Annotated in this window: 28 protein-coding genes, 1 tRNA gene and 1 other RNA gene; 20 read left to right on the top strand and 10 right to left on the bottom strand. The window is 69.2% G+C overall.

Annotated elements, in window-relative coordinates; all coding sequences use genetic code 11:
- Window positions 1–8: 8 nt before the first annotated feature.
- From prfB to smpB, 4 genes are all read left to right on the top strand, one after another.
- A complete protein-coding gene (gene prfB, locus BLS25_RS15495) occupies window positions 9–1,121 on the top strand; it encodes a peptide chain release factor 2 (RefSeq protein WP_056230598.1) in 1,113 nt (370 codons plus the stop codon).
- A 127-nt stretch (window positions 1,122–1,248) separates the two neighbouring features.
- Window positions 1,249–2,301, top strand: a complete 1,053-nt coding sequence (ftsE, locus tag BLS25_RS15490; protein WP_074696879.1) for a cell division ATP-binding protein FtsE — start codon at window positions 1,249–1,251, stop codon at window positions 2,299–2,301.
- Entirely contained in the window at window positions 2,298–3,215 is a 918-nt protein-coding gene (gene ftsX, locus BLS25_RS15485; protein ID WP_056230602.1) for a permease-like cell division protein FtsX, read from the top strand. The genes ftsE and ftsX overlap by 4 nt, the downstream gene beginning before the upstream one ends.
- 83 nt (window positions 3,216–3,298) lie before the next feature.
- Entirely contained in the window at window positions 3,299–3,775 is a 477-nt protein-coding gene (smpB, locus tag BLS25_RS15480) for an SsrA-binding protein SmpB (protein WP_074696877.1), read from the top strand.
- Between the two features lie 9 nt (window positions 3,776–3,784).
- Here smpB and BLS25_RS15475 read toward each other — a convergent pair whose 3' ends face one another.
- Window positions 3,785–4,444, bottom strand: a complete 660-nt coding sequence (locus tag BLS25_RS15475; RefSeq protein WP_074696875.1) for an SIMPL domain-containing protein — start codon at window positions 4,442–4,444, stop codon at window positions 3,785–3,787.
- 213 nt (window positions 4,445–4,657) lie between these two features.
- Between BLS25_RS15475 and ssrA the strand changes: the two genes are divergently transcribed.
- Window positions 4,658–5,027: a transfer-messenger RNA gene (gene ssrA / locus BLS25_RS15470) on the top strand.
- Between the two features lie 85 nt (window positions 5,028–5,112).
- Here ssrA and BLS25_RS15465 read toward each other — a convergent pair.
- Both BLS25_RS15465 and BLS25_RS15460 read right to left on the bottom strand, forming a co-directional pair.
- On the bottom strand, window positions 5,113–5,652 hold the full coding sequence (locus BLS25_RS15465) for a YaeQ family protein (RefSeq protein WP_056230606.1): 540 nt from the start codon (window positions 5,650–5,652) through the stop codon (window positions 5,113–5,115).
- A gap of 86 nt (window positions 5,653–5,738) precedes the next feature.
- The gene (locus BLS25_RS15460) at window positions 5,739–6,470 is read right to left on the bottom strand and encodes a DUF6891 domain-containing protein (protein ID WP_074696873.1); all 732 of its coding nucleotides are present in this window, start codon (window positions 6,468–6,470) and stop codon (window positions 5,739–5,741) included.
- Window positions 6,471–6,500: 30 nt separating this feature from the next.
- Between BLS25_RS15460 and BLS25_RS15455 the strand changes: the two genes are divergently transcribed.
- Window positions 6,501–6,755 carry a hypothetical protein gene (locus BLS25_RS15455; protein WP_056230610.1) on the top strand — a complete coding sequence of 85 codons (255 nt, stop codon included), beginning with the start codon at window positions 6,501–6,503 and terminating at the stop codon, window positions 6,753–6,755.
- A gap of 25 nt (window positions 6,756–6,780) precedes the next feature.
- Here the strand turns inward: BLS25_RS15455 and BLS25_RS15450 are convergent, their stop codons facing one another.
- Together BLS25_RS15450 and BLS25_RS15445 are read right to left on the bottom strand one after the other, a co-directional pair.
- On the bottom strand, window positions 6,781–7,350 hold the full coding sequence (locus BLS25_RS15450) for a hypothetical protein (protein WP_056230612.1): 570 nt from the start codon (window positions 7,348–7,350) through the stop codon (window positions 6,781–6,783).
- Window positions 7,347–8,171 (bottom strand): inositol monophosphatase family protein, encoded by an 825-nt coding sequence (locus BLS25_RS15445; protein ID WP_056230613.1) that lies wholly within the window; start codon window positions 8,169–8,171, stop codon window positions 7,347–7,349. The genes BLS25_RS15450 and BLS25_RS15445 overlap by 4 nt, the downstream gene beginning before the upstream one ends.
- A gap of 103 nt (window positions 8,172–8,274) precedes the next feature.
- Here BLS25_RS15445 and BLS25_RS15440 point away from each other — a divergent pair.
- Together BLS25_RS15440 and BLS25_RS15435 are read left to right on the top strand one after the other, a co-directional pair.
- A tRNA-Lys gene (locus BLS25_RS15440) sits at window positions 8,275–8,350 on the top strand.
- A 151-nt stretch (window positions 8,351–8,501) separates the two neighbouring features.
- The gene (locus BLS25_RS15435; RefSeq protein ID WP_081349891.1) at window positions 8,502–9,074 is read left to right on the top strand and encodes an NUDIX hydrolase; all 573 of its coding nucleotides are present in this window, start codon (window positions 8,502–8,504) and stop codon (window positions 9,072–9,074) included.
- Here BLS25_RS15435 and BLS25_RS15430 read toward each other — a convergent pair.
- From BLS25_RS15430 to BLS25_RS15415, 4 genes are all read right to left on the bottom strand, one after another.
- A complete protein-coding gene (locus BLS25_RS15430) occupies window positions 9,041–10,573 on the bottom strand; it encodes an HNH endonuclease signature motif containing protein (RefSeq protein ID WP_074696871.1) in 1,533 nt (510 codons plus the stop codon). The two genes, BLS25_RS15435 and BLS25_RS15430, sit on opposite strands and share 34 nt — an antisense overlap.
- A gap of 162 nt (window positions 10,574–10,735) precedes the next feature.
- A complete protein-coding gene (locus BLS25_RS15425) occupies window positions 10,736–11,977 on the bottom strand; it encodes an MFS transporter (protein WP_074696869.1) in 1,242 nt (413 codons plus the stop codon).
- Window positions 11,974–12,516: a MarR family winged helix-turn-helix transcriptional regulator gene (locus BLS25_RS15420; protein ID WP_081349890.1), complete on the bottom strand. Its 543-nt coding sequence runs from the start codon at window positions 12,514–12,516 to the stop codon at window positions 11,974–11,976. The genes BLS25_RS15425 and BLS25_RS15420 overlap by 4 nt, the downstream gene beginning before the upstream one ends.
- A gap of 50 nt (window positions 12,517–12,566) precedes the next feature.
- The gene (locus tag BLS25_RS15415) at window positions 12,567–13,349 is read right to left on the bottom strand and encodes an IclR family transcriptional regulator (protein ID WP_056230622.1); all 783 of its coding nucleotides are present in this window, start codon (window positions 13,347–13,349) and stop codon (window positions 12,567–12,569) included.
- A gap of 100 nt (window positions 13,350–13,449) precedes the next feature.
- Here BLS25_RS15415 and BLS25_RS15410 point away from each other — a divergent pair, with 100 nt between their 5' ends.
- From BLS25_RS15410 to BLS25_RS15400, 3 genes are read left to right on the top strand one after another with little or no spacing between them, the layout of a single operon-like run.
- Window positions 13,450–14,223 (top strand): CoA transferase subunit A, encoded by a 774-nt coding sequence (locus BLS25_RS15410; RefSeq protein ID WP_074696867.1) that lies wholly within the window; start codon window positions 13,450–13,452, stop codon window positions 14,221–14,223.
- Entirely contained in the window at window positions 14,223–14,876 is a 654-nt protein-coding gene (locus BLS25_RS15405; protein ID WP_176786394.1) for a CoA transferase subunit B, read from the top strand. The genes BLS25_RS15410 and BLS25_RS15405 overlap by 1 nt, the downstream gene beginning before the upstream one ends.
- Complete coding sequence (locus tag BLS25_RS15400; RefSeq protein WP_074696865.1) at window positions 14,873–16,060, top strand: acetyl-CoA C-acetyltransferase; 1,188 nt, start codon at window positions 14,873–14,875, stop codon at window positions 16,058–16,060. The genes BLS25_RS15405 and BLS25_RS15400 overlap by 4 nt, the downstream gene beginning before the upstream one ends.
- Before the next feature lie 64 nt (window positions 16,061–16,124).
- Here the strand turns inward: BLS25_RS15400 and BLS25_RS15395 are convergent, their stop codons facing one another.
- Window positions 16,125–16,379: a cytochrome c-type biogenesis protein gene (locus tag BLS25_RS15395; protein ID WP_056230625.1), complete on the bottom strand. Its 255-nt coding sequence runs from the start codon at window positions 16,377–16,379 to the stop codon at window positions 16,125–16,127.
- Window positions 16,380–16,531: 152 nt separating this feature from the next.
- Between BLS25_RS15395 and BLS25_RS15390 the strand changes: the two genes are divergently transcribed.
- The 9 genes from BLS25_RS15390 to BLS25_RS17225 form a co-directional block, all read left to right on the top strand.
- Window positions 16,532–18,019: an alpha,alpha-trehalose-phosphate synthase (UDP-forming) gene (locus BLS25_RS15390; protein WP_074696863.1), complete on the top strand. Its 1,488-nt coding sequence runs from the start codon at window positions 16,532–16,534 to the stop codon at window positions 18,017–18,019.
- Complete coding sequence (gene otsB, locus BLS25_RS15385; protein WP_056230629.1) at window positions 18,016–18,795, top strand: trehalose-phosphatase; 780 nt, start codon at window positions 18,016–18,018, stop codon at window positions 18,793–18,795. Before BLS25_RS15390 ends, otsB begins: the two co-directional genes overlap by 4 nt.
- A gap of 140 nt (window positions 18,796–18,935) precedes the next feature.
- Window positions 18,936–20,654 carry a dihydroxy-acid dehydratase gene (ilvD, locus tag BLS25_RS15380; protein WP_056230630.1) on the top strand — a complete coding sequence of 573 codons (1,719 nt, stop codon included), beginning with the start codon at window positions 18,936–18,938 and terminating at the stop codon, window positions 20,652–20,654.
- A gap of 46 nt (window positions 20,655–20,700) precedes the next feature.
- Window positions 20,701–22,509: an acetolactate synthase large subunit gene (locus BLS25_RS15375; RefSeq protein WP_074696861.1), complete on the top strand. Its 1,809-nt coding sequence runs from the start codon at window positions 20,701–20,703 to the stop codon at window positions 22,507–22,509.
- 1 nt (window position 22,510) lies between these two features.
- On the top strand, window positions 22,511–23,020 hold the full coding sequence (gene ilvN / locus BLS25_RS15370) for an acetolactate synthase small subunit (RefSeq protein ID WP_056230635.1): 510 nt from the start codon (window positions 22,511–22,513) through the stop codon (window positions 23,018–23,020).
- A gap of 66 nt (window positions 23,021–23,086) precedes the next feature.
- Window positions 23,087–24,112: a ketol-acid reductoisomerase gene (gene ilvC, locus BLS25_RS15365; RefSeq protein WP_056230637.1), complete on the top strand. Its 1,026-nt coding sequence runs from the start codon at window positions 23,087–23,089 to the stop codon at window positions 24,110–24,112.
- Window positions 24,113–24,210: 98 nt separating this feature from the next.
- Window positions 24,211–24,738, top strand: coding sequence for a hypothetical protein (locus tag BLS25_RS15360; RefSeq protein WP_056230639.1), 528 nt, complete (start codon window positions 24,211–24,213; stop codon window positions 24,736–24,738).
- Entirely contained in the window at window positions 24,735–25,073 is a 339-nt protein-coding gene (locus BLS25_RS15355; protein WP_056230642.1) for a hypothetical protein, read from the top strand. Before BLS25_RS15360 ends, BLS25_RS15355 begins: the two co-directional genes overlap by 4 nt.
- A gap of 201 nt (window positions 25,074–25,274) precedes the next feature.
- Window positions 25,275–25,501, top strand: a 227-nt coding sequence (locus tag BLS25_RS17225) for a helix-turn-helix domain-containing protein (protein ID WP_143017950.1), incomplete at its 3' end; no start/stop codon positions are given.

Below are 25,501 nucleotides of genomic sequence, written 5' to 3'. Positions count from 1 at the left end.
GATGTCAAATGCTCGAACTCGATTTGACCGCCGACATCCAGGCGCTGCGCTCGACCTTCGCCGATATTCAGGCCGTGGTCGACGTCGACGCACTCAAAGCCGACATCGAACGCCTCAGCGAAGAGGCCGGTGCCCCCGACCTCTGGGACGACGTCGACAACGCCCAGAAGGTCACCAGCCGCCTGAGCCACAAGCAGGCCGAGCTCAAGCGGGTCACCGAGATCGAGCAGCGCCTCGACGACCTCGAGGTGCTCGTCGAACTCGCCATCGAGATGGACGACGACGAGTCCGCCGACGAAGCGCGCCGCGAGCTCGCCTCGCTGAAGGACGTCATCGGCCAGCTCGAGGTGCAGACGCTGCTCGACGGCGAGTACGACCCGCGCTCCGCGGTCGTCACGATCCGCTCCGGCGCCGGCGGCGACGACGCCACCGACTTCGCGGAGATGCTGCTGCGCATGTACCTGCGCTGGGCCGAGCGCCACAAGTACCCCGTCAAGGTCATGGACACGTCCTACGCCGAAGGCGCCGGCATCAAGTCGGCCACCTTCGAGGTCGACGTGCCCTACGCCTACGGCACGCTGTCGGTCGAGGCCGGAACGCACCGCCTCGCGCGCATCAGCCCCTTCGGTGGCGCCGACAAGCGACAGACGAGCTTCGCGGCCGTCGAGGTCATCCCCGTCATGGAAGAAGCCGTCGAGGTCGAGGTGCCCGAGGGTGACATCCGCGTCGACGTGTTCCGTTCGTCGGGCCCCGGTGGACAGTCGGTCAACACGACCGACTCCGCCGTGCGCATCACGCACCTTCCGACGGGCCTCGTCGTCTCGATGCAGAACGAGAAGTCGCAGATCCAGAACCGCGCGGCCGCCATGCGTGTGCTGCAGACCCGCCTTCTGCTGCTCAAGCGCGAAGAAGAAGCGGCCAAGAAGAAGGAGCTCGCCGGCACGATCACCGCGAGCTGGGGCGACCAGATGCGCTCGTACTTCCTCTACGGCCAGCAGCTGGTGAAAGACCTCCGCACCGGATACGAAGTCGGAAACCCGGCGGTCGTATTCGACGGCGACCTCGACGGCCTGATCGCGGCTGGCATCCGCTGGCGCAAGCGCAAGGACGACGACGACTGAGTCGTCCACTCTCACGACAGAGAGCCCTCTGGATGCCGGCACCTCGGCATCCATAGGGCTCTCTCGGTTTCGCCACCCGGCGCGTCCTGTCGGCCTGCTTGAAGCCCGCGCTTAGGCTCGTCAAGCCATGATCCGGTTCGAGAACGTCACAAAGCGGTATCGCGGCACCGCGAAGCCCGCCCTGAACGCCGTCGACTTCGAAGTGCAGCGCGGGGAATTCGTCTTCCTCGTCGGCGCTTCGGGCTCCGGCAAATCGTCGTGCCTGCAGCTCATCCTGCGCGCCGAGACCCCCAGCGACGGCCGAGTCGTCGTGCTCGGTCGCGACCTGCGCACGCTGTCGAACCGCAAGGTTCCCTACTTCCGCCGTCACATCGGTTCGGTCTTCCAGGACTTCCGCCTGCTGCCGAACAAGACGGTGCACCAGAACGTCGCCTTCACGCTGCAGGTGACCGGCGCCTCGCGCGGGTTCATCCAGCAGGCCGTGCCCGAAGTGCTCGCGCTCGTCGGTCTCGACGGCAAAGAGAAGCGGCTGCCCCACGAGCTCTCGGGCGGTGAGCAGCAGCGCGTCGCGATCGCCCGCGCGCTCGTGAACCGTCCGCAGGTGCTGCTCGCCGACGAGCCGACCGGAAACCTCGACCCCGGCACCTCGATCGACATCATGCGTCTGCTCGCGCGGATCAACGCCGGCGGCACGACCGTCGTCATGGCTACGCACGAGGCCGGCTTCGTCGACCAGATGCAGCGCCGCGTGATCGAGCTGCGCGGTGGCGAGATGGTGCGCGACGAGCGCCACGGCGGCTACGGCGACACGTCGAGCCTTCCGCGCCTCGCGCCCGAGGTCGAGCGCGGAGCGGCCGCGGTCGCCGCCCTCACCGCGGTGCTCGAGGTGCAGCGCGAGGTCACCGGTCTGACCGGGCCCGTCGAACCGCTGACGAAGCCGGGCGCGGACGCGACGCCGGCGGCACGACGCGACGAGGCTGCTCCGGCGGCGCGACGCGAAGAGACCGCTGCGGCCGCGTCGGACGACGCTCCGGCCCCCGCCGACGAGCCCCGCGAGCCCGGCACCAACACGCGCTCCATCCCGGTCACCCGCCCCGACGTCGACGCTCTCGGTCTCGCCGACCGACTCGGCCTGGGCCAGAAGAAAGACCGCAACGACGAAGTGGGACCCACGTCATGAGGTTCGGGCTCATCCTCTCGGAGGCCTTCACCGGTCTTCGCCGCAACGCGTCGATGGTCATCTCGGTCATCCTCGTCACCTTCGTGTCGCTGACCTTTGTCGGCGCGGCGATGCTCATGCAGATGCAGATCGGCAAGATGCAGTCGTACTGGGCCGATCGCGCCCAGGTGGCGGTGTTCATGTGCGCGGCCTCGTCGAACGCGCCGACCTGCGTGGCCGGTCAGCCCGCGACGCAGGATCAGATCGACGCGGTCACCGCGAAGCTCGACGGCTCCGCCCTGGCCCCGCTCATCCGCGACTACACCTTCCAGACCAGTGACCAGGTGTTCGAGAACGCCAAGGGCCTGCTGTCCGAGGACATCCTCGGTGTCGTCACGGCCGACCAGTTCAACGCGACCTTCAGCATCAACCTCGTCGACCAGAGCCAGTCCGACGTCATCGCCGAAGCCTTCAGCGGACAGGACGGCGTCGAGAGCGTCACGAACCAGCTCCAATACCTCGAGCCCCTCTTCCAGGCGTTGACGGTCGCGACCTACGTGGCGGTGGGCATCGCCGGACTCATGCTGATCGCGGCGGTACTGCTGATCGCGACGACCATCCGCCTTTCGGCGTTCGCTCGACGCAAGGAGCTCGGGATCATGCGCCTGGTGGGCGCGTCCAACCGCTTCATCCAAACGCCGTTCATCGTCGAGGGTGTCCTCGCTGCGCTGATCGGGTCCGCTCTGGCGAGCGTCGCCGTCTGGGCGATCGTCGGCGTCGGCGTGAACCAGTACCTGAGGGATCGGATCGGCTTCATCACCTCGTGGGTCGATTTCGGCGACGTCGCGATCGTCATCCCCGCGCTCGTGGTGATCGGTATCGTCCTCGCCGCCCTGAGCGCCAGTTTCGCCATCCGTCGCTGGCTGCGCGCCTGACCTCCGGTCGCGCGCGGAGTCGGCATCCGCTGTGGGGTAAACTGTAGGGCTCTGTGTGCCCATGATCATGAGGAGGTGGCACCATGCCTCGTGAGCAGGGTGAAAAGCTCATCGCGTCCAACAAGAAGGCGCGTCACGACTACGCCATCGAGAAGACGTACGAAGCGGGACTGGTGCTCACGGGCACCGAGGTGAAGTCGCTGCGCCAGGGGCGCGCGAACCTCACCGACGGCTACGCCTACATCGACGGTGGCCAGGCGTTCCTCGATGCCGTGCACATCCCGGAGTACTCCCAGGGCCACTGGACCAACCACTCGGCCAAGCGAACGCGCAAGCTGCTGCTGCACAAAGAAGAGATCATCAAGCTGTCGCACGCCGTGTCGGCGGGCGGGTACACGCTCGTGCCGCTGCGGCTGTACTTCCTGGACGGCCGCGCGAAGGTCGAGATCGCCGTCGCGAAGGGCAAGCGCGAGTTCGAGAAGCGTCAGACGATCCGCGAGCGCGAAGACAAGCGCGAAGCCGAACGCGCCATGCGCACGAAGAACCGTCTGGGCGAGTGACGCACTGAGTCACTCCGCGCGGAAGCGGCCCTCGACGACCGAGGTGACCACGATCTCGGGCGGCTGCAGGCTGAACGACGGCCCCCCGGCTGGACCGGAGGCCGCCATCATGCGCGCGGCGAACGGCGCCGGCTGTTCGGGGTGCGCGCCGAGCAGACCGGCATCCGCGATCTCGACGGCGGACACGGATGCCAGCCCCAGAGCGTCCGCATAAGCCGTCGCCCGTTCCACGGCGACATGGACGGCGTCGGCGGCCACCTCGCGCTCGACACGGGCGCGAGTGGTGGGGGACAGGCGCCACTCCACCGCGGTGACCTGCACGTCATCGGACTCGGCCACATCCCCCAGCCACCACGACAGGGCACCGGCGTCGGTGAACGTGGCGGAGAGTTCCACGGCGGCGTGATGGACGAGGGGGAGCTGCGCTCCCTCGTTGTTCCACGGCCGGTCGGACCACACCGACACGCGCGCGCTCGACCACTCCGACACCTCGCCGGAGCGCAGGTGCGCGACCAGGCCATCCTGCACGCTCGCCGCGCGCTCCTGCGCCCGTTCCACCACCGGCCCGCGAGTCGGACCGTCGGTCGACACGGTGACGCGGACGGCGGCCTCTTCAGCGCGGGCACGGGCGTTGCTCTCGCCCCGGACGGTGATGACGACGTCGCTCATGCGGCGAGCCTACGGGAGGGGCGCGCTCGGGTGGGGGTCGGGGTGGGCGCGACGACGTCGCTCAGGCGGTGAGCCTACGGGGCGCGGGCGAGACGGCTTCGGGTGGGAATCATCGCGCGCCGCGAACCGTTGTAGACTGTGATGCTCGGGTGCTTCCGCCCCCGAGGTGGCAACTCAACAGCGTGACGATGGTCGCTCCTTCACGGAGTTCCCGGGGCTGATCGGTTTCGACAGCGCCTGCGAACCCGCGAGAAGCGGGCCGAGGATGTGGGGTTATCTCGTAAACGCTCCCTGCAAAACAATAAGTGCCAATGCTAAGCGCACTGACTTCGCCCTCGCTGCGTAAGCGAGCCCGATAGTCCGTCAGGCCGTGTGCGACCCCGCCACGGAATCTGGCGTCATTTAGGGGTCTTGCTGTGTGACGGCGTCTGGACGTCACGCGGGACTTTTCCCAGGCTGGGCTTGTCGACTTAGGTGTCTGTGACAAAGGTCGGAGCCGAGCAGAACGTCTGCACAGACTGCGCCCGGAGAAAACGCGGAGACCCAGCGTTGGACGGGGGTTCGATTCCCCCCAGCTCCACGAACCATCGTCACGATGAGGTTGTCATGTGAGAAAGCCCCCATCTTCGCCCGTTTCGGCGAAGGTGGGGGCTTTCTTCATCTCGGGATCAGCCCGCGGAGCGCGTGTGGATGTCGCTCTCGCCGGCAACGCCGTTCAGCTCGAGATAGATGCGCCCCTCGGTGCGCGTCAGAGTGGCGGTGTTGCGTCGTTCGATGGCATCCGACAACTTCTCGACGAAGCCGGGCTCGAAGCTGTGCAGGAGCACCTCCTCAGCGCGATGGATGCGCTTTCCCGCCCACGGGGCGGCGACCTTGTCGGGATCGCGGTGCGTATAGATCGCGACGCGCTCGGCCTTCATGCTGCCGGTGTGCAGGCGCGCGGCATCCGGAGCTCCGACCTCGACCCACGCCACCAGGGCGCCCGTGAGGTCGCGGATCATCACGGCGGGCTCGTCGGTCGCGGCGACGCCCTCGCTGAAGCCGATGCCCTCCTCGTACTCGAGGCAGTAGGCCAGCACGCGCGTCAGCATGTACGGAGCGGTCTCCGAGGGGTGCCGAGCGACGCGCAACGCCAGCTCGTCGTAGACGCCGCGATCGACGTCGGAGAGCTGCACGGTGAACTGATGAATGGTCGAGCCGATAGCCACGAGGGTCGAGCCTACGTTGTCGGAACGGCATGCCCGTGCGCGTTGTTCTGTGCGCGCTGTGCCGTGTGCGTTGTGCCGTGCCGCGCCTACGCGGTCGCGGGGGCGGTGCCGGGAAGGCGGTTACGCCACTGGGGGAGGGGGATCACGATGCGGTGCGCGGGGTCGCCGTCCCACTCCACCGGCAGGCCGGCTTCGGCGAGAGCATCGGCGACGATCCGGCCGACGCGGGCATCGGTCTGTCGCCAGACCTCGCTGCGCGCGGCCTCGTCGCCGACGTCGGCCGCCGCGAGAAGCCCGGGGTCGAGATCGCGCAGGGGTGCAAAGGCGCTGAACGTGAGGAACAGATGTGCGGGCTCCTCGGCGAGTCGCTCGGCGTCCTGCTGGTGGAAGAAGGTGTAGGCCCACTCGCGGAACTGCGGTGCACCCGTCTCGTCGCTCGGCGCGGGCGTGCGCTCGTCGTCGATCTCAGCGGTTCCGCACGTGTTGCAGCAGGTGAAGTCGGCGCGGGCGACGAAGCCGCGTGCCTCGAGGATCGCGAATGCCGTGCGCAGGCGGTCGCCTTCCGTGACGGACGGCCACCCCTGCTCGACGCGGCGGCGCTCGGCCCAGACCTCGCGCACCACGGCCTCGGCGGTTGCGGCATCGTCGAGCTCGTGGACGTCCTGCACCTGCTGCACGACCTCATCGAAGTCGCGGAAGCCGGGGATGACGGCATCCTGAGCTGTCCGTCTGAGCTCTGCGAGACCAGGATCGGACGCGAGGGGAGCGGCCTGCGGGGCCGGCACGTTCTTGCCGAACAGGCGATCCAGGAATCCCATGCGTCCCAGTGAACCAGCTAGCGTCGGGGAATGCCCGATCCGCGTCACATCCGCATCGATGTCGGTCCCTTCCACCTCGACGCCGTTCCCGATTCGGCGCGGTGGCGGGCCGAGGGGAGAGGCGGCGACGCCCCGGTCGAGGGCGGGTGGAGCGACTGGGTCGCGTTCGCACAACGGATCCTGCAGGTCGACGAACGATGGCGTGGTCTCGAGGCGCGCGGAGACGCGTGGGACGAGGGCTTCGCCGCCGGCCGGGATGCCGCGGCGGTGAATCCGTACCGGTGAGCGAAGCGCCCGCGTCTGCAGCGCGCTACTGAGGCGTCTCGACGAGGAGCAGACTCTGGCGGGTATCCGCGAACTTCACCCACCCGTCGCCGAACAGGTACGTCAGACCGTAGCCGTCGGCACCGCGCCCGCCGAGCCAATCGGGGTTCTCGGTGACATAATCGCCCGTGCCGTCGCGCTCGAGCTTCCACCCCGAAGCGACGAGGTCCTTCTCGGCCTGCTGCGCCGTCGCGTCGTCGATGGGAGCCCACCCGAAGATCTGCACGCGATCGGATGCCACCTTGGCATCGCCCCACTTGCACTGGATGCCATCGTCAAGCGCCGTCGCGCCGATCCGGAACGGCTCCTCCTGGTAGGTCCACCCGAGGCTCTTGAAGTCGTCGACGGTGGCGGTCGGAATGATGTTCTCGCAGGTCGGGGTGATCGGGTCCGTCGTGGGAGTCGCGCTGGCACCGGCGTCGGGAGCGGGTGCATCGGTCGTCGTGGCGCTGGCCGCGACGCTCGGGGCGGCGTCAGGGGTCGACGTGCACCCGGCGAGAGCCGTTGCGACGATGGCGCCGCCGGCGGCGAGGAGAGCGAGGCGGGCGCGTGTCATCGGGCACCGTCCTCGTGCAGCAGAGCGAAGAAGTCGTCGTGCAGCAGGCCGTTCGTCGCGAGGGAAGAACCGGCATCGAGACGGTCGGTCCCGTCGAACGCCGTGAAACGTCCGCCGGCCTCGCGCACGATGGGGGCGATCGCCGCGATGTCGTACTCCTTCACCCCGAACTCGGCCACGAGCTCGAGACGGCCCTCGGCCAACCACATGTAAGGGAGCGCATCCCCGTAGGCGCGATCGCGCCAGACAGCGCGCGTGAGCTTCTCGAGAGTGGGGACGAGATCGACGTCATCCCACTGCTCGATGCTCTGGAAGCTGATGCTGGATGCCGAAACCTCGTCGACCCCGGACACGTGAATGCGTCGGATGTCACCGTCGGCGGTCGTCGTCCACGCGCCCTGGCCCGTTGCGGCCCACCAGCGGCGACCGATCGCGGGCTGGCTCACGACGCCCACCCGGGGGACGCCGTCGACGGTCAGGGCGATGAGCGTCGCCCAGACCGGAATGCCGCGCATGTAGTTGTGGGTCCCGTCGATCGGATCGATGACCCAGCGGCGGGACGTGTCACCCGACGTGCCGTATTCCTCGCCGAGCACGGAGTCGCCCGGGCGCTCCGCGTCGAGGATCCCGCGAATCGCGCGCTCCGTCGCCAGGTCGGCCTCGGTCACGTGCGTGCGGTCGGGCTTCGTGTCGATCCGGAGGTCGGCGGAGTCGAAGCGTTCCATCGCCACGGCGTCGGCAGCGTCAGCCAGGCGGAGGGCGAGTGCGAGATCGTCGGTCAGGTCCGCGGCGGGCGCGGCGGGCTCTTCGATGCGGGACACGGCTCCAGGATAACGGTCGATCCTGGCTCGATTTGGCGTGCCCGAGTCACGCCTGGTAGTGTCATTCCTCGGCGCGGAGAGCGAAACTCCGGCCGAACGGAACGCACCTCTAGCTCAATCGGCAGAGCAACTGACTCTTAATCAGTGGGTTCTGGGTTCAAGTCCCAGGGGGTGCACCAGCACAGAAAGTCCCCTCTCGCCCGTGTGGTGTGGAGGGGATTTTCATTTCTCAGATCCGGGTTCTGCGCAATCCCTCCGCCTCCTCGATGGCGCTCGGCATGATGGGACCAGCCCCGTCTCCAACGGCGGCGCGTGACCCGGGAGGTTTCCATGGCCGACGACGAGATGTGGGATGTCACCGACATCCAGGGCACACCGACCGGAACCCTCCACCGGCGCGGGGACGGCCCTGTGCCGGCCGGGTTGTTCCACGTCGTGGCATCCGTCTGTCTGGTGTCGTCCACCGGCCGCGTGCTGATGAGCCTGCGCGCCGCGGCCAAGGACTACCCCTTGGCGTGGGAGTTCCCCGCCGGCAGCGCATTGCGCGGAGAGACCAGCCGCACCGGCGCCGTCCGGGAACTCGCGGAAGAGACGGGGATGGTGCTGGCCCCCGACGACCTGGTCTTGGTGGGTCGCGTCGTCGAAGAAAGAGCCCTGTTCGACCTCTGGGTCGGCCGTGTCGACGGGGAGCCCGCGCCCGTGCCGGATCCGGAGGAGGTCCAGGATGCCGAGTGGGTCACCCTCGACGTCGTGCACCAGCGCTGGAAGGACGGGGTGTTCGCGACACCGTGGAACGCCCGGTTCGATCAGCTGTGGGACACGCTGGGGGAACGGGTGCGAGAGGAGTGCCAGGTCGGCGCCGCCAAAGATCAGAACGGCGGCGGATCCACCTCGATGTCGTGACCCAGGGGTGAGCGCCACCTCAGGTCGACATCGCCGGGGTTTTTGAGCGGTTCCCATTTCGTCTCGTGGCGGAGGCGGTGGTGGTGGCGGCACTCGGGTTCGAGGTTGTCGTGGTCGGTGGCCCCGCCGTCGGCCCACGCGGTGAGGTGATCGATGTCGCAGTCGCGGGCGGGGCGGGCGCATCCCGGGAAGACGCACGTCGGCGAGGTGACGCCGAGCCAGCGCCGGAGTGCGGTCGTCACTCGGTATCTGGTGCGATCGAGGGCGAGCGGAACCCCCGTGACCGGGTGGGTGAGAACGCGGATCCACGACGACGCCTCTCCGGCGAGTCTTCGTGCCGTGTCGAGATCGATCGGGCCGTACCCGTCGAGGGTGGCTGGGGTGTCGTCGCGGCCGAGGAGGGTGAGGGCGGGAACGGTCACGACGACGGTGGGGCGGCCGGAGCCGAACGCCCTCGAGTCCCCTGCTGTGGGAGCCGGCGCCGCCGCGGGACGCTCCGCGACCGATCCACCCGCGAGCAGATCCGCTAGCGCATCGGCTCTCAGTTGCGCCAGCGTGCGCTCTTCGCCGTCTGCCGTCGCCAGATGCCGCGCGGCGCGGTCCAGGCGTGTCATGGCGGCGTGCGCCCTGTCGGCCGGAAGCAAGGCTGTCAGTGTCGCCATGCCATCGAGCTCGGCGGTCAGCCACACCCCGCGGTCGCGGGCCGCGCGGCGATGCCGCTCCTCGATCGACTCGGCGTGGACCTTCTCGCGTAGCGCGCGAGCGGCGGTGTCGAAACTCGACGGCGTCAGACGCTCGGCGCGCTCGGTGGCGCCGGTGTCGAACGCGGTCCAGGCCTCGCGGTCATCGGGGAGGGAGTCGGCGAGCCGGGCGATCCTGATCGCGTGGCTCTCGGAGATCCGTCCGTCGAGGAACGCCCGCCAGGCCAGGCTGCACCGTGCCTGCAGCGTCCGGGCGTGGCCGACCCGCGTGCGGACCGTCTGCTCGGCCAGACGCAGGTGAACGGCGATCTCTGCGGCGGCGGCGCGCTCCGCGAGGTCGGCACGGTCGCGCCGCACGGCGGCCACTGACCGCCCGCGAGAGTCCTCCCACGCGTGATCCAGGGTGGGATCGGGACCGACCCACGGGTCGGGATCGGCAACGGCGCGGTCGAGGATCAGCGTCATGAGCTGGTATTCCTCGGCGGTGTGCTGGCGACGGCGGATGGCGACCGCGACGAGGGTGTGCACGAGGTCGATGGGACGAGCGTCGGCTTCGGACTCGGAAACCGCAGCGGCGTCCTCGCCGGGGGAGTCGAGGTCGTGGCTCACCGGCCACGGAGTGCTGTCGTCGGAGAACAGCTCGTTCCAGTCCGGCTCGGACTGTCCCTCTTCGATCGCGCGGATCTCATCGGCCCAGGCCCGGAGCTCGTCGTCGCTCGGAGGAGGCGCCAGGAACACGGCGGGCACGAGCGCAGCATCCGGTGTCGACCGGTGCGATGCGGGGGTCGGGCTCGTCATACGAGCACGGTATCGAGGACCTCCGACATCAGGAGGAACCGCCGGTCGAGGGCGAAATCGAGCAAGTAGCGCCCACCCACGCGAAAGCGCCGGGCGCCGACAAGACGATCCGAACGGTTCGTCCTGCCGGCACCCGGCGCGAGGAGAGGTGACGCCGACGCCTTACGCCGCATCCCCCACGAGAACAGCTGCGCCCTCGTCGGCGGCATCCGGGTGTGCTCCGTCGACGTGTGCGAGCAGACGCCGACCGAAGAGGATGCAGGCGGCGGCGATCACGACCGACACCGCGGCCATCACGTAGGGCACTCCGGCGCCGTACGCGTGCCAGAGCAGCGCGGCGAGCGGGGGAGCGACCGCCCCGCCCAGGAAGCGCACGGCCGAGTAGGCCGACGACGCGACCGAGCGCGGGAGGTCGGTGGCTTCCATGACCGCTTCGGTCAGCGCGGTGTTCACGACGCCCAGCACGAGACCGCCCACGATGATGCACACGACCAGAGCGACGGCCGACGACACGATGAACGCGGCGACGAGCAGGTCGAGGGCCAGCAGGGGCAGGGCGATCAGCAGGACCGTCGTCAGCCGCAGGCGGCGCAGCAGCAGAGGGGCGACCCAGACGCTCGTGATCGCCAGGCCCACGCCCCATCCGAAGAAGGTCAGGCCGATGCCCATCGCCCCGAACCCGAGGGGGAACGGCGAGAACGCGAGCAGCGTGAAGAAGCCCATGTTGTAGAACAGCGCGGTCGCCGCGAGGATCGCGAGCGCCGGACGGCCGAGGGCACGGAACGGGGCACTGAAGGGGAGCGGGGTGCGCGCGGGCTGGGGGCCGCGCAGAAGGACCGCCACCGCGAGGAACGCGATCGCCATCAGGACGACGACGCCGAAGAACGGCCCGCGCCAGCTGACCTCACCCAGGATGCCGCCGAGCAGCGGCCCCACGGCGATGCCGAGGCCCAGCGCGGCTTCGTAGAGGATGATCGCGGCCGAGCTCCCGCCGGATGCCGCGCCCACGATGGTCGCCAGCGCGGTGGAGATGAACAGGGCGTTGCCCAGACCCCATCCGGCGCGGAAGCCGATCACGGCGTCGACGCTGCCGCTGATGGCGCAGAAGAAGGCGAACACGACGATCAAACCGAGACCGACGAGCAGGGTCGCCTTGGCGCCGATGCGGCTCGAGATCCAGCTGGTGATGAGCATCGCCAGGCCGGTCACGACGAGGTAGCTGGTGAACAGCAGCTCCGTCTCGACCGGGGTGGCCTTCAGGGAGTCCGCGATGGCGGGGAGGATCGGGTCGACGAGACCGATGCCCATGAAGGCGACGACGCACGCGAAGGCGACGGCCCAGACCTGCGCGGGTTGTTTCCAGACGCTGGGCGCCTTGCTGACTGCTGCGGTTCCGGCACTCACCGGACCACCTCCTGTTCTTCTGCGGATTCCGTGGGGACTCCGCGGTCTTCGGTGGGGTCGGCGGCGCCATCGTCGTCGGGGGTTCGATCGTCAGTGGTTTCGTTTCGACCCGCGGGAGTCGGCGCCATTCCCACGCGCAGTGAGAGCGCGGAGGCGGCGACGCTCACGGCATCCCACTCCTTCTCGGAGAGGTCGGCCACGTGCGGCGCAAGGGCCGCGCGGAACTGCTCGTACCACCCGGCCAGCGCGTCGAGGCCCTTCGCCGTGGCGGCGATCACGCTGACGCGCGAGTCGTCGGGCAGGCGGCGGCGCTCGACGAGTCCCGCGGCGTCCATCTGGTGGACGAGTCGGGTCATGCCGGGCTGTGTCACGCGGCTGAGGGTCGCGAGGTCGCCGAGGCGCTGGGGGCCGTGGTCGCGCAGGAGAGTCAGCGTGCGCCACTGCGCGGCGGGGGCGTCGGTCTGGGTGTCGAGAGCCGCGACGCGGGTGAGGGCGTGCACCGCGAGCAAAAGCGTCTGCAGGTCGTCGTGGCGGGTCATATGTGGAAGTATACCCCCGGTATATACCGTGGGTATCTATTTCGAGGGATTCAGCGAGACGCGATGCGCGTCGACAACTGGTGCGCGTGCGCGAGAAGGATCCGTCCGAGCTCCGCGAGGCGCTCGCCGCCGAAGCGGAACTCCACCCCGGTCAGGCTGAGAGCCCACTGCGGGTCGCCCGCGCGCGTGAACACGGCCGCGCCGAGCCCGTAGCTCCCCTCCACGATGAGCCCCGGATTCACCGCGTATCCACGTGCCTGCGTGTCGCGGATCCGCCCGCGCAGACGGGTGGGGGAGTGCGACGCCCCCCATTTCTCGGGAAGTTCCGGATGCCGCTCGAGATACGCATCCACCTCGCTCGACGGCAGGAACGCCAGGATCGCCAACCCCGCCGAGGCCACCCCGAGGGGAAAGCGCACCCCCTCCGACAGCACGAACGAGCGGATCGGGAAGCTCCCGTCCTCGCGCACCAGGCACACCGTCTCGTCGCCCCGCCGTACCGACAGGAACGCGCTCTCCTCGGTTCGGACCGCCAGGGAGCGCACGATGTCGCGCGCGGTCGAGGTGATGTCGAATCGGGATGCCGCCACACTCCCCATCAGATAGAGCTCCGGCCCCGGTAGCCAGTGACCGGTCGGCTCGTCGCGGTCGACGAGCCCCTCGGCGCGAAGCGCGCTGAGGAGGCGGTGCGCGGTCGGTCGCGTGAGATCGGCGTCGCGCGCGAGGTCGCCGACCGACGCGCCGGTCTCGCCCGCGGCCGTCACGAGGCGCAAGAGCCGGGCCGCCCGCGAGATGGCCTGGGCGCCGGGAACGGATCGCGATGCAGTGTCCACGATGTGGACGCTAAGCCCCACGTCATCCACATGACAAGAGCGCGGTCGACTCGGCGGGCCCGAACAGCGCACCGTAGGAGGACGAAACGAAGGAGTTCGCGTGATCGACAAGACCGTCGCCTCGGCCGCCGAGGCCGTCGCCGACATCACCGACGGAGCGTCTCTCGCCGTCGGCGGGTTCGGCCTGTCCGGCAACCCCATCGCCCTCATCGAGGCCCTTCTCGCCCAGGGGACCCGCGACCTGTCGGTCGTGTCGAACAACTGCGGCGTCGACGACTGGGGGCTCGGCATCCTGCTCGGCGCCGGTCGCATCCGCAAGATGACCTCGTCGTACGTCGGAGAGAACAAGGAGTTCGAGCGGCAGTTCCTCTCGGGCGAACTCGAGCTCGAGCTCACCCCGCAGGGCACCCTCGCCGAGAAGCTGCGGGCCGGCGGCTCGGGCATCGCGGCCTTCTACACCCAGACCGGTGTCGGCACCCAGGTCGCCGAGGGCGGACTGCCGCGTCGCTACGACGGGGCCGGCGGCATCGCCGTCGCCTCCCCGGTCAAGGACGTCCGCACCTTCGAGGTGAACGGCGAGCAGCGCGAGTTCGTGCTCGAAGAGGCCATCACCACCGACTTCTCGCTCGTGCACGCCCACACGGGCGACCGGCACGGCAACCTCGTGTTCCGAAAGGCCGCGCGCGCCTTCAACCCCCTCGCCGCGATGGCCGGCCGCACCTGCATCGTGCAGGTCGAGCACCTCGTCGAGCCCGGTGACCTCGACCCGGACGCCGTTCACCTCCCCGGCGTGTACGTCCACCGCATCGTCGAGGTCGGCCCCGACGTCCCCAAGCGCATCGAGAAGCGCACCGTGAGTGAGGAGACCCGCTGATGGTTCTGTCCCGCACCGAGATGGCCGCCCGCGCCGCCCGCGAGCTCGCCGACGGCTCGTACGTCAACCTCGGCATCGGCCTGCCGACCCTCGTGCCCAACTACGTGCCCGACGCGGTCACGGTCGTGCTGCAGTCCGAGAACGGCATCCTCGGCGTCGGTCCCTACCCGACCGAGGACGCGGTGGACGCCGACCTCATCAACGCCGGCAAAGAGACCGTGACCACCCTCCCGGGGTCGGCGTTCTTCGACTCGGCCCTGAGCTTCGGGATGATCCGCGGGGGCAAGATCGACGCCGCCATCCTCGGGGCGATGCAGGTGTCGGCATCCGGAGATCTGGCGAACTGGATGATCCCCGGAAAGATGGTCAAGGGCCCCGGGGGAGCGATGGACCTCGTCCACGGCGCCGCCCGCGTGATCGTGCTCATGGAGCACGTCGCCCGCGACGGCTCACCGAAGATCGTCGACGAGTGCTCGTTGCCGCTCACCGGCCGCGGCGTCGTCGACCGGATCATCACCGACCTCGCCGTGATCGATGTGACGGAGGATGGACTCGTGCTCGTCGAGCTCGCCCCCGGGGTGAGCGTCGACGAGGTGCGGGCCGCCACCGAGCCCGAGCTGACCGTCCGACTCGCTGAGGAGCAGCACGCATGAACGCACAGAAAGACGTCGTCATCGTCGCCGCCGCCCGCACCCCGCAGGGCCGACTGAAGGGGCAGCTCGCCCCGTTAACCGCCGTGCAGCTCGGGGCGGCCGCCATCCGCGGGGCGCTCGAGCACGGCGGCATCCCCGCCGACGCCGTCGATGCGGTGCTCGTGGGCCACGTGCTGCAGGCCGGAGCGGGGCAGAACGCCGCGCGCCAGGCCGCGATCGAAGCGGGCATCGGTTGGGACGTGCACTCCGCCACCATCAACAAGGTCTGCCTGTCGGGTCTCACCGCGATCATCGACGCGGCACGCATGCTGCGCCTGGGAGACGCGACGGTGGTCGTCGCCGCGGGCATGGAGTCGATGACCCGTGCCCCGCACCTGCTGATGAACTCGCGCGACGGCTACGCCTACGGCTCCGTCGAGGTGCTCGACCACATGGCGTACGACGGCCTCACCGACGCGTACGACCGCGAGAGCATGGGCGCCTCGACCGAGCGCGCGAACGCCCGGTACGAGGTCACGCGCGAAGCTCAGGATGCCGTGGCCGCCCGCTCCCACCAGCGCGCCGCCGCCGCGCAGGCGGACGGGATCTTCGACGCCGAGATCGTCCCGGTGTCGATCCCGCAGCGGAAGGGCGACCCCGTGGTCGTCTCGGCCGACGAGGGCATCCGCGCCGACACGACGGTCGAGACGCTCGCGAAGCTGCGTCCCGCCTTCGCCGAGGGCGGCTCGATCACCGCGGGAAACGCCTCGCAGATCTCCGACGGCGCCTCCGCGGTGGTCGTCACCACCCGCGCGATCGCCGACGAGCGCGGGTGGGACGTGCTCGCCGTAGTCGGGGCCGCAGGTCAGGTCGCCGGCCCCGACAACTCCCTGCACGCCCAGCCCGCCCGCGCGATCGCGAAAGCGCTCGAGAAGCAGGGCATCGCGGCATCCGACCTCGACCTCATCGAGATCAACGAGGCCTTCGGCGCCGTGGTCGCGCGGTCGCAGGCCGAGCTGGGCGTTTCCGGCGAGGTCGTCAACCCGCACGGCGGCGGCATCGCGATCGGGCACCCCATCGGCGCCTCGGGCAACCGTCTCGTCGTCCACGCGGTGCACGAACTCGTCCGTCGCGGCCGCGGGACGGCCGCGGTGGCGCTCTGCGGTGGCGGCGGTCAGGGCGACGCGTTGATCCTCACCCGGTAGGGCCGGCCCGAAACGAACGGATGCCGCGACCTCGAGGCCGCGGCATCCGTGAGGTCTCCGTGGGTCAGCGCGCGAGACGCTTCTTGAACAGCTTCTCCTGCTTCTTCGAGACGGGGGAGTCCCCCGAGATCACGCGACCCCGACGTGCGCGGCGCGTGTCGACGACCGCGCCGATCGCGAGCGCGAGAGTGATGCCCCAGCTCAGCCACGCCAGCGCCGTGCGCCAGGTGAACGGCTCGTCGTTCTTGAGACCGCGCAGGAGCGTGACGCCGCCGGTGATGGCGCTGAGAAGACCGGTTCCGAAGATGTACTGCCGCATGAGCCCAACCTATCGAGCGGTGTGATCCGGCGCCGCACCTTGACAGCGAAGCGCGACCGGACCGAGCGCGAGACGCACGTATCGCATCCCGTCCACCCCCGTGCGCGGATCGGGCCCGCTGTTAGCCTGAGGACGATCCCCGAGGAGGACCTGTGACCCAGGCCGATTTCGTCGTCGTCGCCAACCGACTGCCCGTCGATCGCACCCCCGACGGCGAGGGGTGGCGACGCTCACCCGGCGGTCTCGTCACCGCTCTCGAACCCGTCATGCGTCGCGCCGAAGGCGCCTGGGTCGGATGGGCCGGTCAAGCCGATGCCACCGTCGACCCCTTCGACTTCGAGGGCACGCACCTCGTTCCCGTGACCCTGTCGGCGTCCGACGTGCAGCTCTACTACGAGGGCTTCTCGAACGACACCATCTGGCCGCTGTACCACGACGTCATCGCCGCGCCGACGTACAAGCGCGCGTGGTGGGACGCCTACGTGAAGGTGAACGAACGCTTCGCCCGCGCCGCCGCCGACGTGACCGCCGAGGGCGGCATCGTGTGGGTGCAGGACTACCAGCTCCAGCTCGTCCCCAAACTGCTGCGCGAGCTGCGCCCCGACCTCACGATCGGGTACTTCCACCACATCCCGTTCCCCGCCTACGGCCTGTACTCGCAGCTGCCCTGGCGCAAGCAGGTGCTCGAGGGACTTCTCGGCGCCGACGTCATCGGATTCCAGCGGGTGGCCGACGCCGGCAACTTCGCCCGGGCCGTGCGGCGACAGCTGCGGTACGAGACCAAGGCCAGCGGCATCCTGGTGCCCGACTCCCAGGGCGGCACGCGCGTCGCCCTTGCGAAGGCGTTCCCCATCTCGATCGACGCCGAGTCGTACATCGAGCTCGCGCAGAAGCCCGAGATCCAGCAGCGCGCCAAAGAGATCCGCGAGGGGCTCGGCAATCCGCGCAAGATTCTCCTGGGCGTCGACCGCCTCGACTACACCAAGGGCATCCGCCACCGCCTGAAAGCGTGGGGTGAACTGCTCGAAGACGGCCGTGCCACCGTCGAGGACGCCACCCTCGTGCAGGTGGCGAGCCCGAGCCGCGAGCGCGTCGACGCCTACGTGCAGCTGCGCGACGAGATCGAGATGACCGTCGGGCGCATCAACGGCGATTACGACACCACCACGCACACGGCCATCCGCTACCTGCACCAGTCGTACCCGCGCGAAGAGATGGTCGCCCTCTTCCTCGCTGCCGACGTCATGCTCGTCACCGCGCTCCGCGACGGCATGAACCTCGTCGCCAAGGAGTACGTCGCCAGCCGCATCGACAACCGCGGCGTGCTCGTGCTGAGCGAGTTCGCGGGAGCCGCCGACGAGATGGGCAGCGCCCTGCTCATCAACCCGCACGACATCGACGGGCTGAAGGACCAGATCCTGCGCGCGATCGACATGCCCGCCGCCGAGCAGGGCCGCCGCATGCGGGCCCTGCGCAAACGCGTGCGCGATCACGACGTCGAGGACTGGTCGCGGGAGTTCCTCGAGGCGCTCTCGGTCTTCCACGAGAAATCGTCGAGCGCCGCCGCCGCCGAGGTGGTCGAACACGACGACGGTTCGGTCCCCGAGCGCGAGCCCATCGACGAAACGGATGCCGAGTGACCGCCGCAGACGCGACGGTCGAGGCCGTCGCCACCACCGACACGCTTCTCATCGCCCTCGATTTTGACGGCACGCTCTCGCCGCTCGTCGACGAGCCGATGTCGGCGCGGATGACCCCGGGTGCGCGGGCCGCGGTCGACGCCCTCGCGGTGCTTCCGCGCACGGTCGTCGCCCTGGTGTCGGGGCGCTCGCTCGGGCACCTGCGCGAGATCGCCGAGCACGACGACTCCTCGCCCATCTGGCTCGCGGGCTCGCACGGCGCCCAGTTCTGGGTGCCCGGTGCGGGGATCGAAGAGACAGGCGACGACGCCGCCGACCTCGAGCTGCGGGATGAGCTGCAGAAAGAGGTCCTCGAGCGCACGGCTGACATGGCGGGTGTGTGGATCGAGCCCAAGGAGTACGGTCTCGGCGTCCACACGCGCACCGCGGACGCCGCGACCGCTCGGGCCGCCCGTGCTCTCGTCGACGAGATGCTCGCCGATCGAGCGCCCTCGTGGCGGCGTCGCACCGGCCACGACATCCTCGAGTTCTCGTTCCGACATGAGGGCAAGGACTCCGCCGTGGCGCGCTTGCGCGAGCGCGTCGGGGCGACGGCCGTGCTGTTCGCGGGCGACGACGTCACCGATGAAGATGCCCTGAGCTCCCTGGATGCCGGTGACCTCGGCGTGCGCGTGGGCGGGGGAGACACCGCGGCGACGCTCCGCGTGGACGACATCGACGCGTTCGTCGCGGTGTTGGAGGATGTGGCGCGCCTGCGTCGTGCGCACGTCGACTGACCCGACGCCACCTCGACGATCCGCGTTCGCGCGGAAGTCGATGCGGCCGGCACCGGGCGCGGGGTTCACGAGCGCCGATTAATCGAGCGTTCACGGCCTGCGGAGCATCGGGTGTCGTACCCGCGCAATAGACTTCGAGAATGCCCGCACCGCAGAATCCGAACACCGGCGAATTCGACATCAAGCCCCGCAGTCGCGTCGTCACCGATGGCATCGAAGCCACCACGTCGCGCGGAATGCTCCGCGCCGTCGGCATGGGTGACGAGGATTGGGACAAGCCCCAGATCGGCATCGCGTCGAGCTGGAACGAGATCACGCCCTGCAACCTCAGCCTCGACCGCCTCGCGCAGGGCGCGAAAGAGGGCGTGCACGCCGGCGGCGGGTACCCGCTGCAGTTCGGCACGATCTCCGTCTCCGACGGCATCTCGATGGGCCACGAGGGCATGCACTTCTCGCTCGTGTCGCGCGAGGTCATCGCCGACAGCGTCGAGACCGTGATGATGGCCGAGCGCCTCGACGGCTCCGTGCTGCTCGCCGGCTGCGACAAGTCGATCCCCGGCATGCTCATGGCATCCGCTCGCCTCGACCTCTCGAGCGTCTTCCTCTACGCCGGCTCCATCGCCCCGGGCTGGGTCAAGCTCAGCGACGGCACCGAGAAGGACGTCACGATCATCGACTCGTTCGAGGCCGTGGGCGCGTGCCTCGCGGGCAAGATGAGCGAGGCCGACCTCAAGCGCATCGAGTGCGCGATCGCCCCGGGTGAGGGCGCGTGCGGTGGCATGTACACCGCCAACACCATGGCGTCCGTCGCCGAGGCCCTCGGCCTCAGCCTCCCCGGCTCCGCAGCCCCGCCCTCGGCCGACCGCCGCCGCGACTACTTCGCCCACCGCTCGGGCGAGGCCGTGGTCAACCTGCTGCGCCAGGGCATCACCACGCGCGACATCCTCACCAAAGAGGCGTTCGAGAACGCCATCGCCCTCGCCATGGCGCTCGGCGGCTCGACCAACGTCGTGCTGCACCTGCTCGCCATCGCGAACGAGGCCGAGGTCGAGCTCAACCTGCACGACTTCAACCGCATCGGCGACCGCACGCCCCACGTGGCCGACATGAAACCCTTCGGCCAGTACGTCATGAACGACGTCGACCGTCACGGCGGCATCCCGGTCATCATGAAGGCCATGCTCGACGAGGGGCTGCTGCACGGTGATGCGCTCACCGTCACGGGCAAGACCCTCGCCGAGAACCTCGCGGATCTGAACCCCGACCCGGTCGACGGCAAGGTCATCCACTCGTTCAACGACCCGATCCACGCGACCGGCGGCATCACGATCCTGCACGGCTCGATGGCCCCTGAGGGCGCCGTGGTGAAGTCGGCCGGCTTCGACGGGAACGTCTTCGAAGGCCCCGCCCGCGTGTTCGAGCGCGAGCGCGGCGCGATGGACGCCCTCGAGGCGGGCGAGATCGCCGCCGGCGACGTCGTGGTCATCCGCTACGAGGGTCCCAAGGGCGGTCCGGGCATGCGCGAGATGCTCGCGATCACCGCGGCCATCAAGGGCGCGGGCCTCGGAAAAGATGTACTACTGTTGACGGACGGACGATTCTCAGGCGGCACAACCGGCCTGTGCATCGGCCACATAGCTCCCGAAGCGGTGGACGCAGGTCCCATCGCCTTCGTGCGCGATGGTGATCTGATACGGGTCGATATCGCCGCTCGCACTCTCGACTTGATCGTCGATGACGCCGAGCTGAGTTCCCGCCGCGAAGGCTGGGAACCGCTTCCCCCGCGCTATACCCGTGGCGTTCTGGCCAAGTACTCCAAGCTCGTGCACTCCGCCGCGGAGGGCGCGGTCACGGGCTGACGGCCGTCCCCCTTCTCACCTTTCTCCCGGTTCTCGAGGTACTCCCATGTCCATCGATTCCTCCACGGCAGCCATTCCCCGGCCGCCCGCCCGCACCGCTCCGGCGCCCGTGATGACGGGTGCGCAGGCGGTCGTCCGCTCGCTCGACCTGCTCGGCGTCACCGACGTGTTCGGTCTGCCGGGCGGGGCGATCATGCCCGTCTACGACCCGCTCATGGACGACGAGCACGTGCGCCACATCCTCGTGCGCCACGAGCAGGGCGCCGGTCACGCGGCCGAGGGCTACGCCGCCGCCTCGGGCAAGGTCGGCGTCGCCATCGCGACGTCGGGCCCTGGGGCGACCAACCTCGTCACCGCGATCGCCGACGCCTACATGGACTCGGTGCCGCTGGTCTGCATCACCGGCCAGGTGTTCTCGACCCTCATGGGAACGGATGCCTTCCAGGAAGCCGACATCGTCGGCATCACGATGCCGATCACCAAGCACTCGTTCCTGGTGAAGACCGCCGAAGAGATCCCCGGCGCGATCGCCGCGGCCTTCGAGATCGCCTCGACCGGTCGCCCCGGTCCCGTGCTCGTCGACATCACCAAGGACGCCCAGCAGGCCGAAGCGCCGTTCGTCTGGCCGCCCAAGGTCGAGCTCCCCGGCTACCGCCCGGTGACCAAAGCGCACGGCAAGCAGATCCAGGCCGCGGCCCAGCTGCTCGCCACCGCCAAGAAGCCCGTGCTGTACGTGGGCGGCGGCACGATCCGCGCGAACGCCTCGGCCGAGCTGAAGGTGCTCGCCGAAGCGACCGGTGCGCCCGTGGTCACCACGCTCATGGCGCGCGGCGCGTTCCCCGACTCGCACGAGCAGCACCTCGGCATGCCGGGCATGCACGGCACCGTTCCCGCGGTGCTCGCCCTGCAAGAGAGCGACCTGATCGTCTCGCTCGGCGCGCGCTTCGACGACCGCGTGACCGGCAAGGCGGCGCTGTTCGCCCCGCACGCGCAGGTGGTGCACGTCGACATCGACCCCGCCGAGATCTCGAAGATCCGCACGGCCGATGTGCCGATCGTGGGCGACCTGAAGGACGTGCTCGTCGACCTCGACGCCGCCTTCCGTGCCGTCGACGCCGAGCAGCCCCACGACTACACCGAGTGGTGGACCTACCTGAACGGGCTCCGCGAGGAGTTCCCGCTCGGCTACACGCCCACCACCGATGGTCTGCTTTCGCCGCAGTACGTGATTCAGCGCATCGGCGAGATGACCGGCCCCGAGGGCGTTTACGCCTCGGGCGTGGGCCAACACCAGATGTGGGCCGCGCAGTTCATCAAGTACGAGCGCCCGAACGCGTGGCTCAACTCCGGCGGTGCCGGCACCATGGGCTACGCGGTGCCCGCGGCCATGGGCGCCAAGGTGGCCCAGCCCGAGCGCGCCGTGTGGGCGATCGACGGCGACGGCTGCTTCCAGATGACCAACCAGGAGCTCGCGACCTGCGTCATCAACGACATCCCGATCAAGGTCGCGATCATCAACAACTCCTCGCTCGGCATGGTGCGCCAGTGGCAGACGCTGTTCTTCGACGGCCGCCACTCGAACACCGACCTGAACACGGGACACGGCACCCGCCGCATCCCCGACTTCGTCAAGCTGGCCGAGGCGTACGGATGCCTGGCGATCCGCGTCGAGAAAGAAGACGAGATCGACGCGGCCATCCAGCTCGCGCTCGACACGAACGACCGCCCGGTCGTGATCGATTTCGTCGTGAGCGCCGACGCCATGGTCTGGCCGATGGTCCCGCAGGGCGTCAGCAACAGCTACGTCCAGTACGCGCGCGACCACTCGCCCACCTTTAACGAGCAGGAGGACTGAGATGTCCCGCCACGTTCTGAGCCTCCTCGTCGAGGACAAGCCCGGTCTGCTCACGCGCGTCGCGGGCCTGTTCGCCCGCCGCGGCTTCAACATCGAATCGCTCGCCGTGGGTGTCACCGAGGTGCCGGGCCTCTCGCGCATCACGGTCGTCGTCGACGTCGAGGGTCTGCCGCTCGAGCAGGTGACCAAGCAGCTGAACAAGCTGATCAACGTCATCAAGATCGTCGAGCTCGACCCCGCCAGCTCCGTCCAGCGCGAGCACGTCCTGGTCAAGGTGCGCGCCGACAACGCGAGCCGCTCCAACGTGCTCGAGGTCGTGAACCTCTTCCGCGCGTCGGTCGTCGACTACGCCCCCGACGCCATCGTGATCGAGATCACCGGCGACTCGGGCAAGGTTGCGGCCTTCCTCAAGGCGATCGAGCCCTTCGGTGTCAAGGAGCTCGCGCAGTCGGGCCTGCTCGCCGTCGGTCGCGGCGGCAAGAGCATCACCGAGCGCGTTCTGCGCGGCTGAATCTTCCCTTCTTCCATTCACCAGCGGCCCCTGAGCGGGGGCCACGATTCAAGGAGAAACATCCTCATGGCAGAGATCTTCTACGACGACGACGCCGACCTCTCGATTATCCAGGGTAAGAAGGTCGCGATCGTCGGCTACGGCTCGCAGGGTCACGCCCACGCGCAGAACCTGCGCGACTCGGGTGTCGAGGTCGTCATCGCGCTCAAGGACGGCTCCAAGTCGGCCGCCAAGGCGCAGGAAGACGGCTTCGAGGTCAAGAACGTGGCGGATGCCGCCGAGTGGGCCGACCTGATCATGATCCTGGCGCCCGACCAGCACCAGCGTTCGATCTTCGCCGACTCGATCAAGGACAAGCTCACCGAGGGCAAGACGCTCGCCTTCGCGCACGGCTTCAACATCCGCTTCGGCTACATCGACGCCCCCGAGGGTGTCGACGTGATCCTCGTCGCCCCCAAGGCTCCCGGTCACACCGTGCGTCGCGAGTACGTCGCGGGCCGCGGCATCCCCGACATCATCGCCGTCGAGCGCGACGCCTCGGGCTCGGCCTGGGACACCGCCCTGTCGTACGCCAAGGCCATCGGCGGCACCCGCGCCGGCGTCATCAAGACGACCTTCACCGAAGAGACCGAGACCGACCTGTTCGGCGAGCAGGCCGTGCTCTGCGGCGGAATGAGCCACCTCGTGCAGGCCGGCTTCGAGACCCTCGTCGAGGCGGGCTACCAGCCGCAGATCGCGTACTTCGAGGTGCTGCACGAGCTCAAGCTCATCGTCGACCTCATGTGGGAGGGCGGCATCGCCAAGCAGCGCTGGTCGATCTCCGACACCGCCGAGTACGGCGACTACGTCTCGGGTCCCCGCGTCATCTCGTCCGACGTCAAGGCCAGCATGAAGGCCGTCCTCAGCGACATCCAGTCGGGTGCCTTCGCTGAGCGCTTCATCGCCGACCAGGACAAGGGCGCCCCCGAGTTCCTCGAGCTCCGCGAGAAGGAGCAGGGTCACCCCATCGAGGCGACCGGCAAGGAGCTGCGCGGCCTCTTCGCGTGGAAGCAGCAGGACACCGACTACGTCGAGGGTTCCGCCGCGCGCTGATCCTCTCGTCGAACGCCCCGGAACCTCGCGGTTCCGGGGCGTTCGACGTTTCGGCGGGGCGCGGCCCGGCGGCGGGGGAGCGCCGCTACCGTGGAGCCGTGAGCACTCCGCGCGATGACGACGCCCTGTCCTGGGGCGGTGACGACGACCCCACCCTCGACGTCGGCGAGAAGCACGCGCCGACCCCCGTCCCCGGCGGCGAGGTCGAGGCCGAGCCGATCGAGCCCCTGCAGCCTGCCGCGGCGCCGGTCACCCGGCATCCCGAGCCCGTCCGCTCCGAGCCGGTCGCGGTCGACGACGTCGACGATGAGGACCCGGATGCCGCCCACGCGGCGCCCCTCGGAAACGTGGGTCTCGTGGGGATCGGCATGGTGGCGGCGACGTTCCTGCTCTTCGCGATCGGCTGGCTTCTCGCGGGACTGCGGCTGAACGGCCTCGGTCTTCCCATTCCGTCGGTGACGGTGATCGCCCTGACGATCGGCGCGGCGCTCGCCCCGGTCGTGTGGTTCGTCGCCGTGCTCGCTCTCACGCGCAGCTGGCGCACGTGGCAGCGCTTCCTGCTGCTGATCGTGGGGATCGTGCTTCTCGTTCCCTGGCCGTTCCTGTCGTTGGGAGCCTTCGCATGAGCACTCCCGTTCGCACCCGCCACCTGCCGACGTGGCTTCTCGTCACGATCGCGGGACTCTTCGGCCTGTTCTACGCGTACGTCGTGTGGAGCTCGGTCGCGCTGCTGATCCAGCAGGTCAACGGCCCCCTGGGGCTCAACGGTCTGGGCTGGTTCGTGTACATCCTTCCCATCGTGTTCCCGCTCGTCGCGTTCGGTGTGGCCTTCGCGATCGGCCAGCGGCGAAGGGCGGGCGAGCTCGCGATCGCCCTCCTCGCGGGGCTGACGCTCTCCGCCGCGTTCTGGCTCGCGATCGTGGGTTACGGCACCACCTCGTACGGCCTGTACGGCGGCTGAGGACGAGGGTCCCGGCATCCGGGGTCCCGTTCTGCTCGCGCGCGGCGTTGTCCTCCGCGAGAAAGCATCTCGCTGACATTTCGGCGTCTCGCTGACGTGGGCTCTGTCATGTCTCAGGACTTTGGTGACAGTTCTGCCTCAGGACATCGGTGACACTTTCGGGGTGTGTGATGGTGACACTTCGGCGGCTCTGATGAGGGTGTGAGCCGAAATGAGCCTGTCGATCCCCGTGTCCGTCTCGCGATCGTGCGGTGGCCAGCGGATGCTCCGCGTGGGGCTGTGTCGACGTTCTGCGCGGAGGAAGGCATCTCCCGGAAGACGTTCTACGCGATCCGTTCCCGGGTGATGGCCGAGGGTGAGGCCCAGGCGTTGGAGCCGCGTTCGCGGCGCCCGAGGTCGAGTCCGTCCGCGCTGGCGGATGCGGTGAA

It is taken from the genome of Microbacterium testaceum StLB037 (genome assembly GCF_900104345.1).
Classification (GTDB): domain Bacteria; phylum Actinomycetota; class Actinomycetes; order Actinomycetales; family Microbacteriaceae; genus Microbacterium; species Microbacterium testaceum_A.
This window is presented reverse-complemented; position numbering and strand designations above follow the sequence as displayed.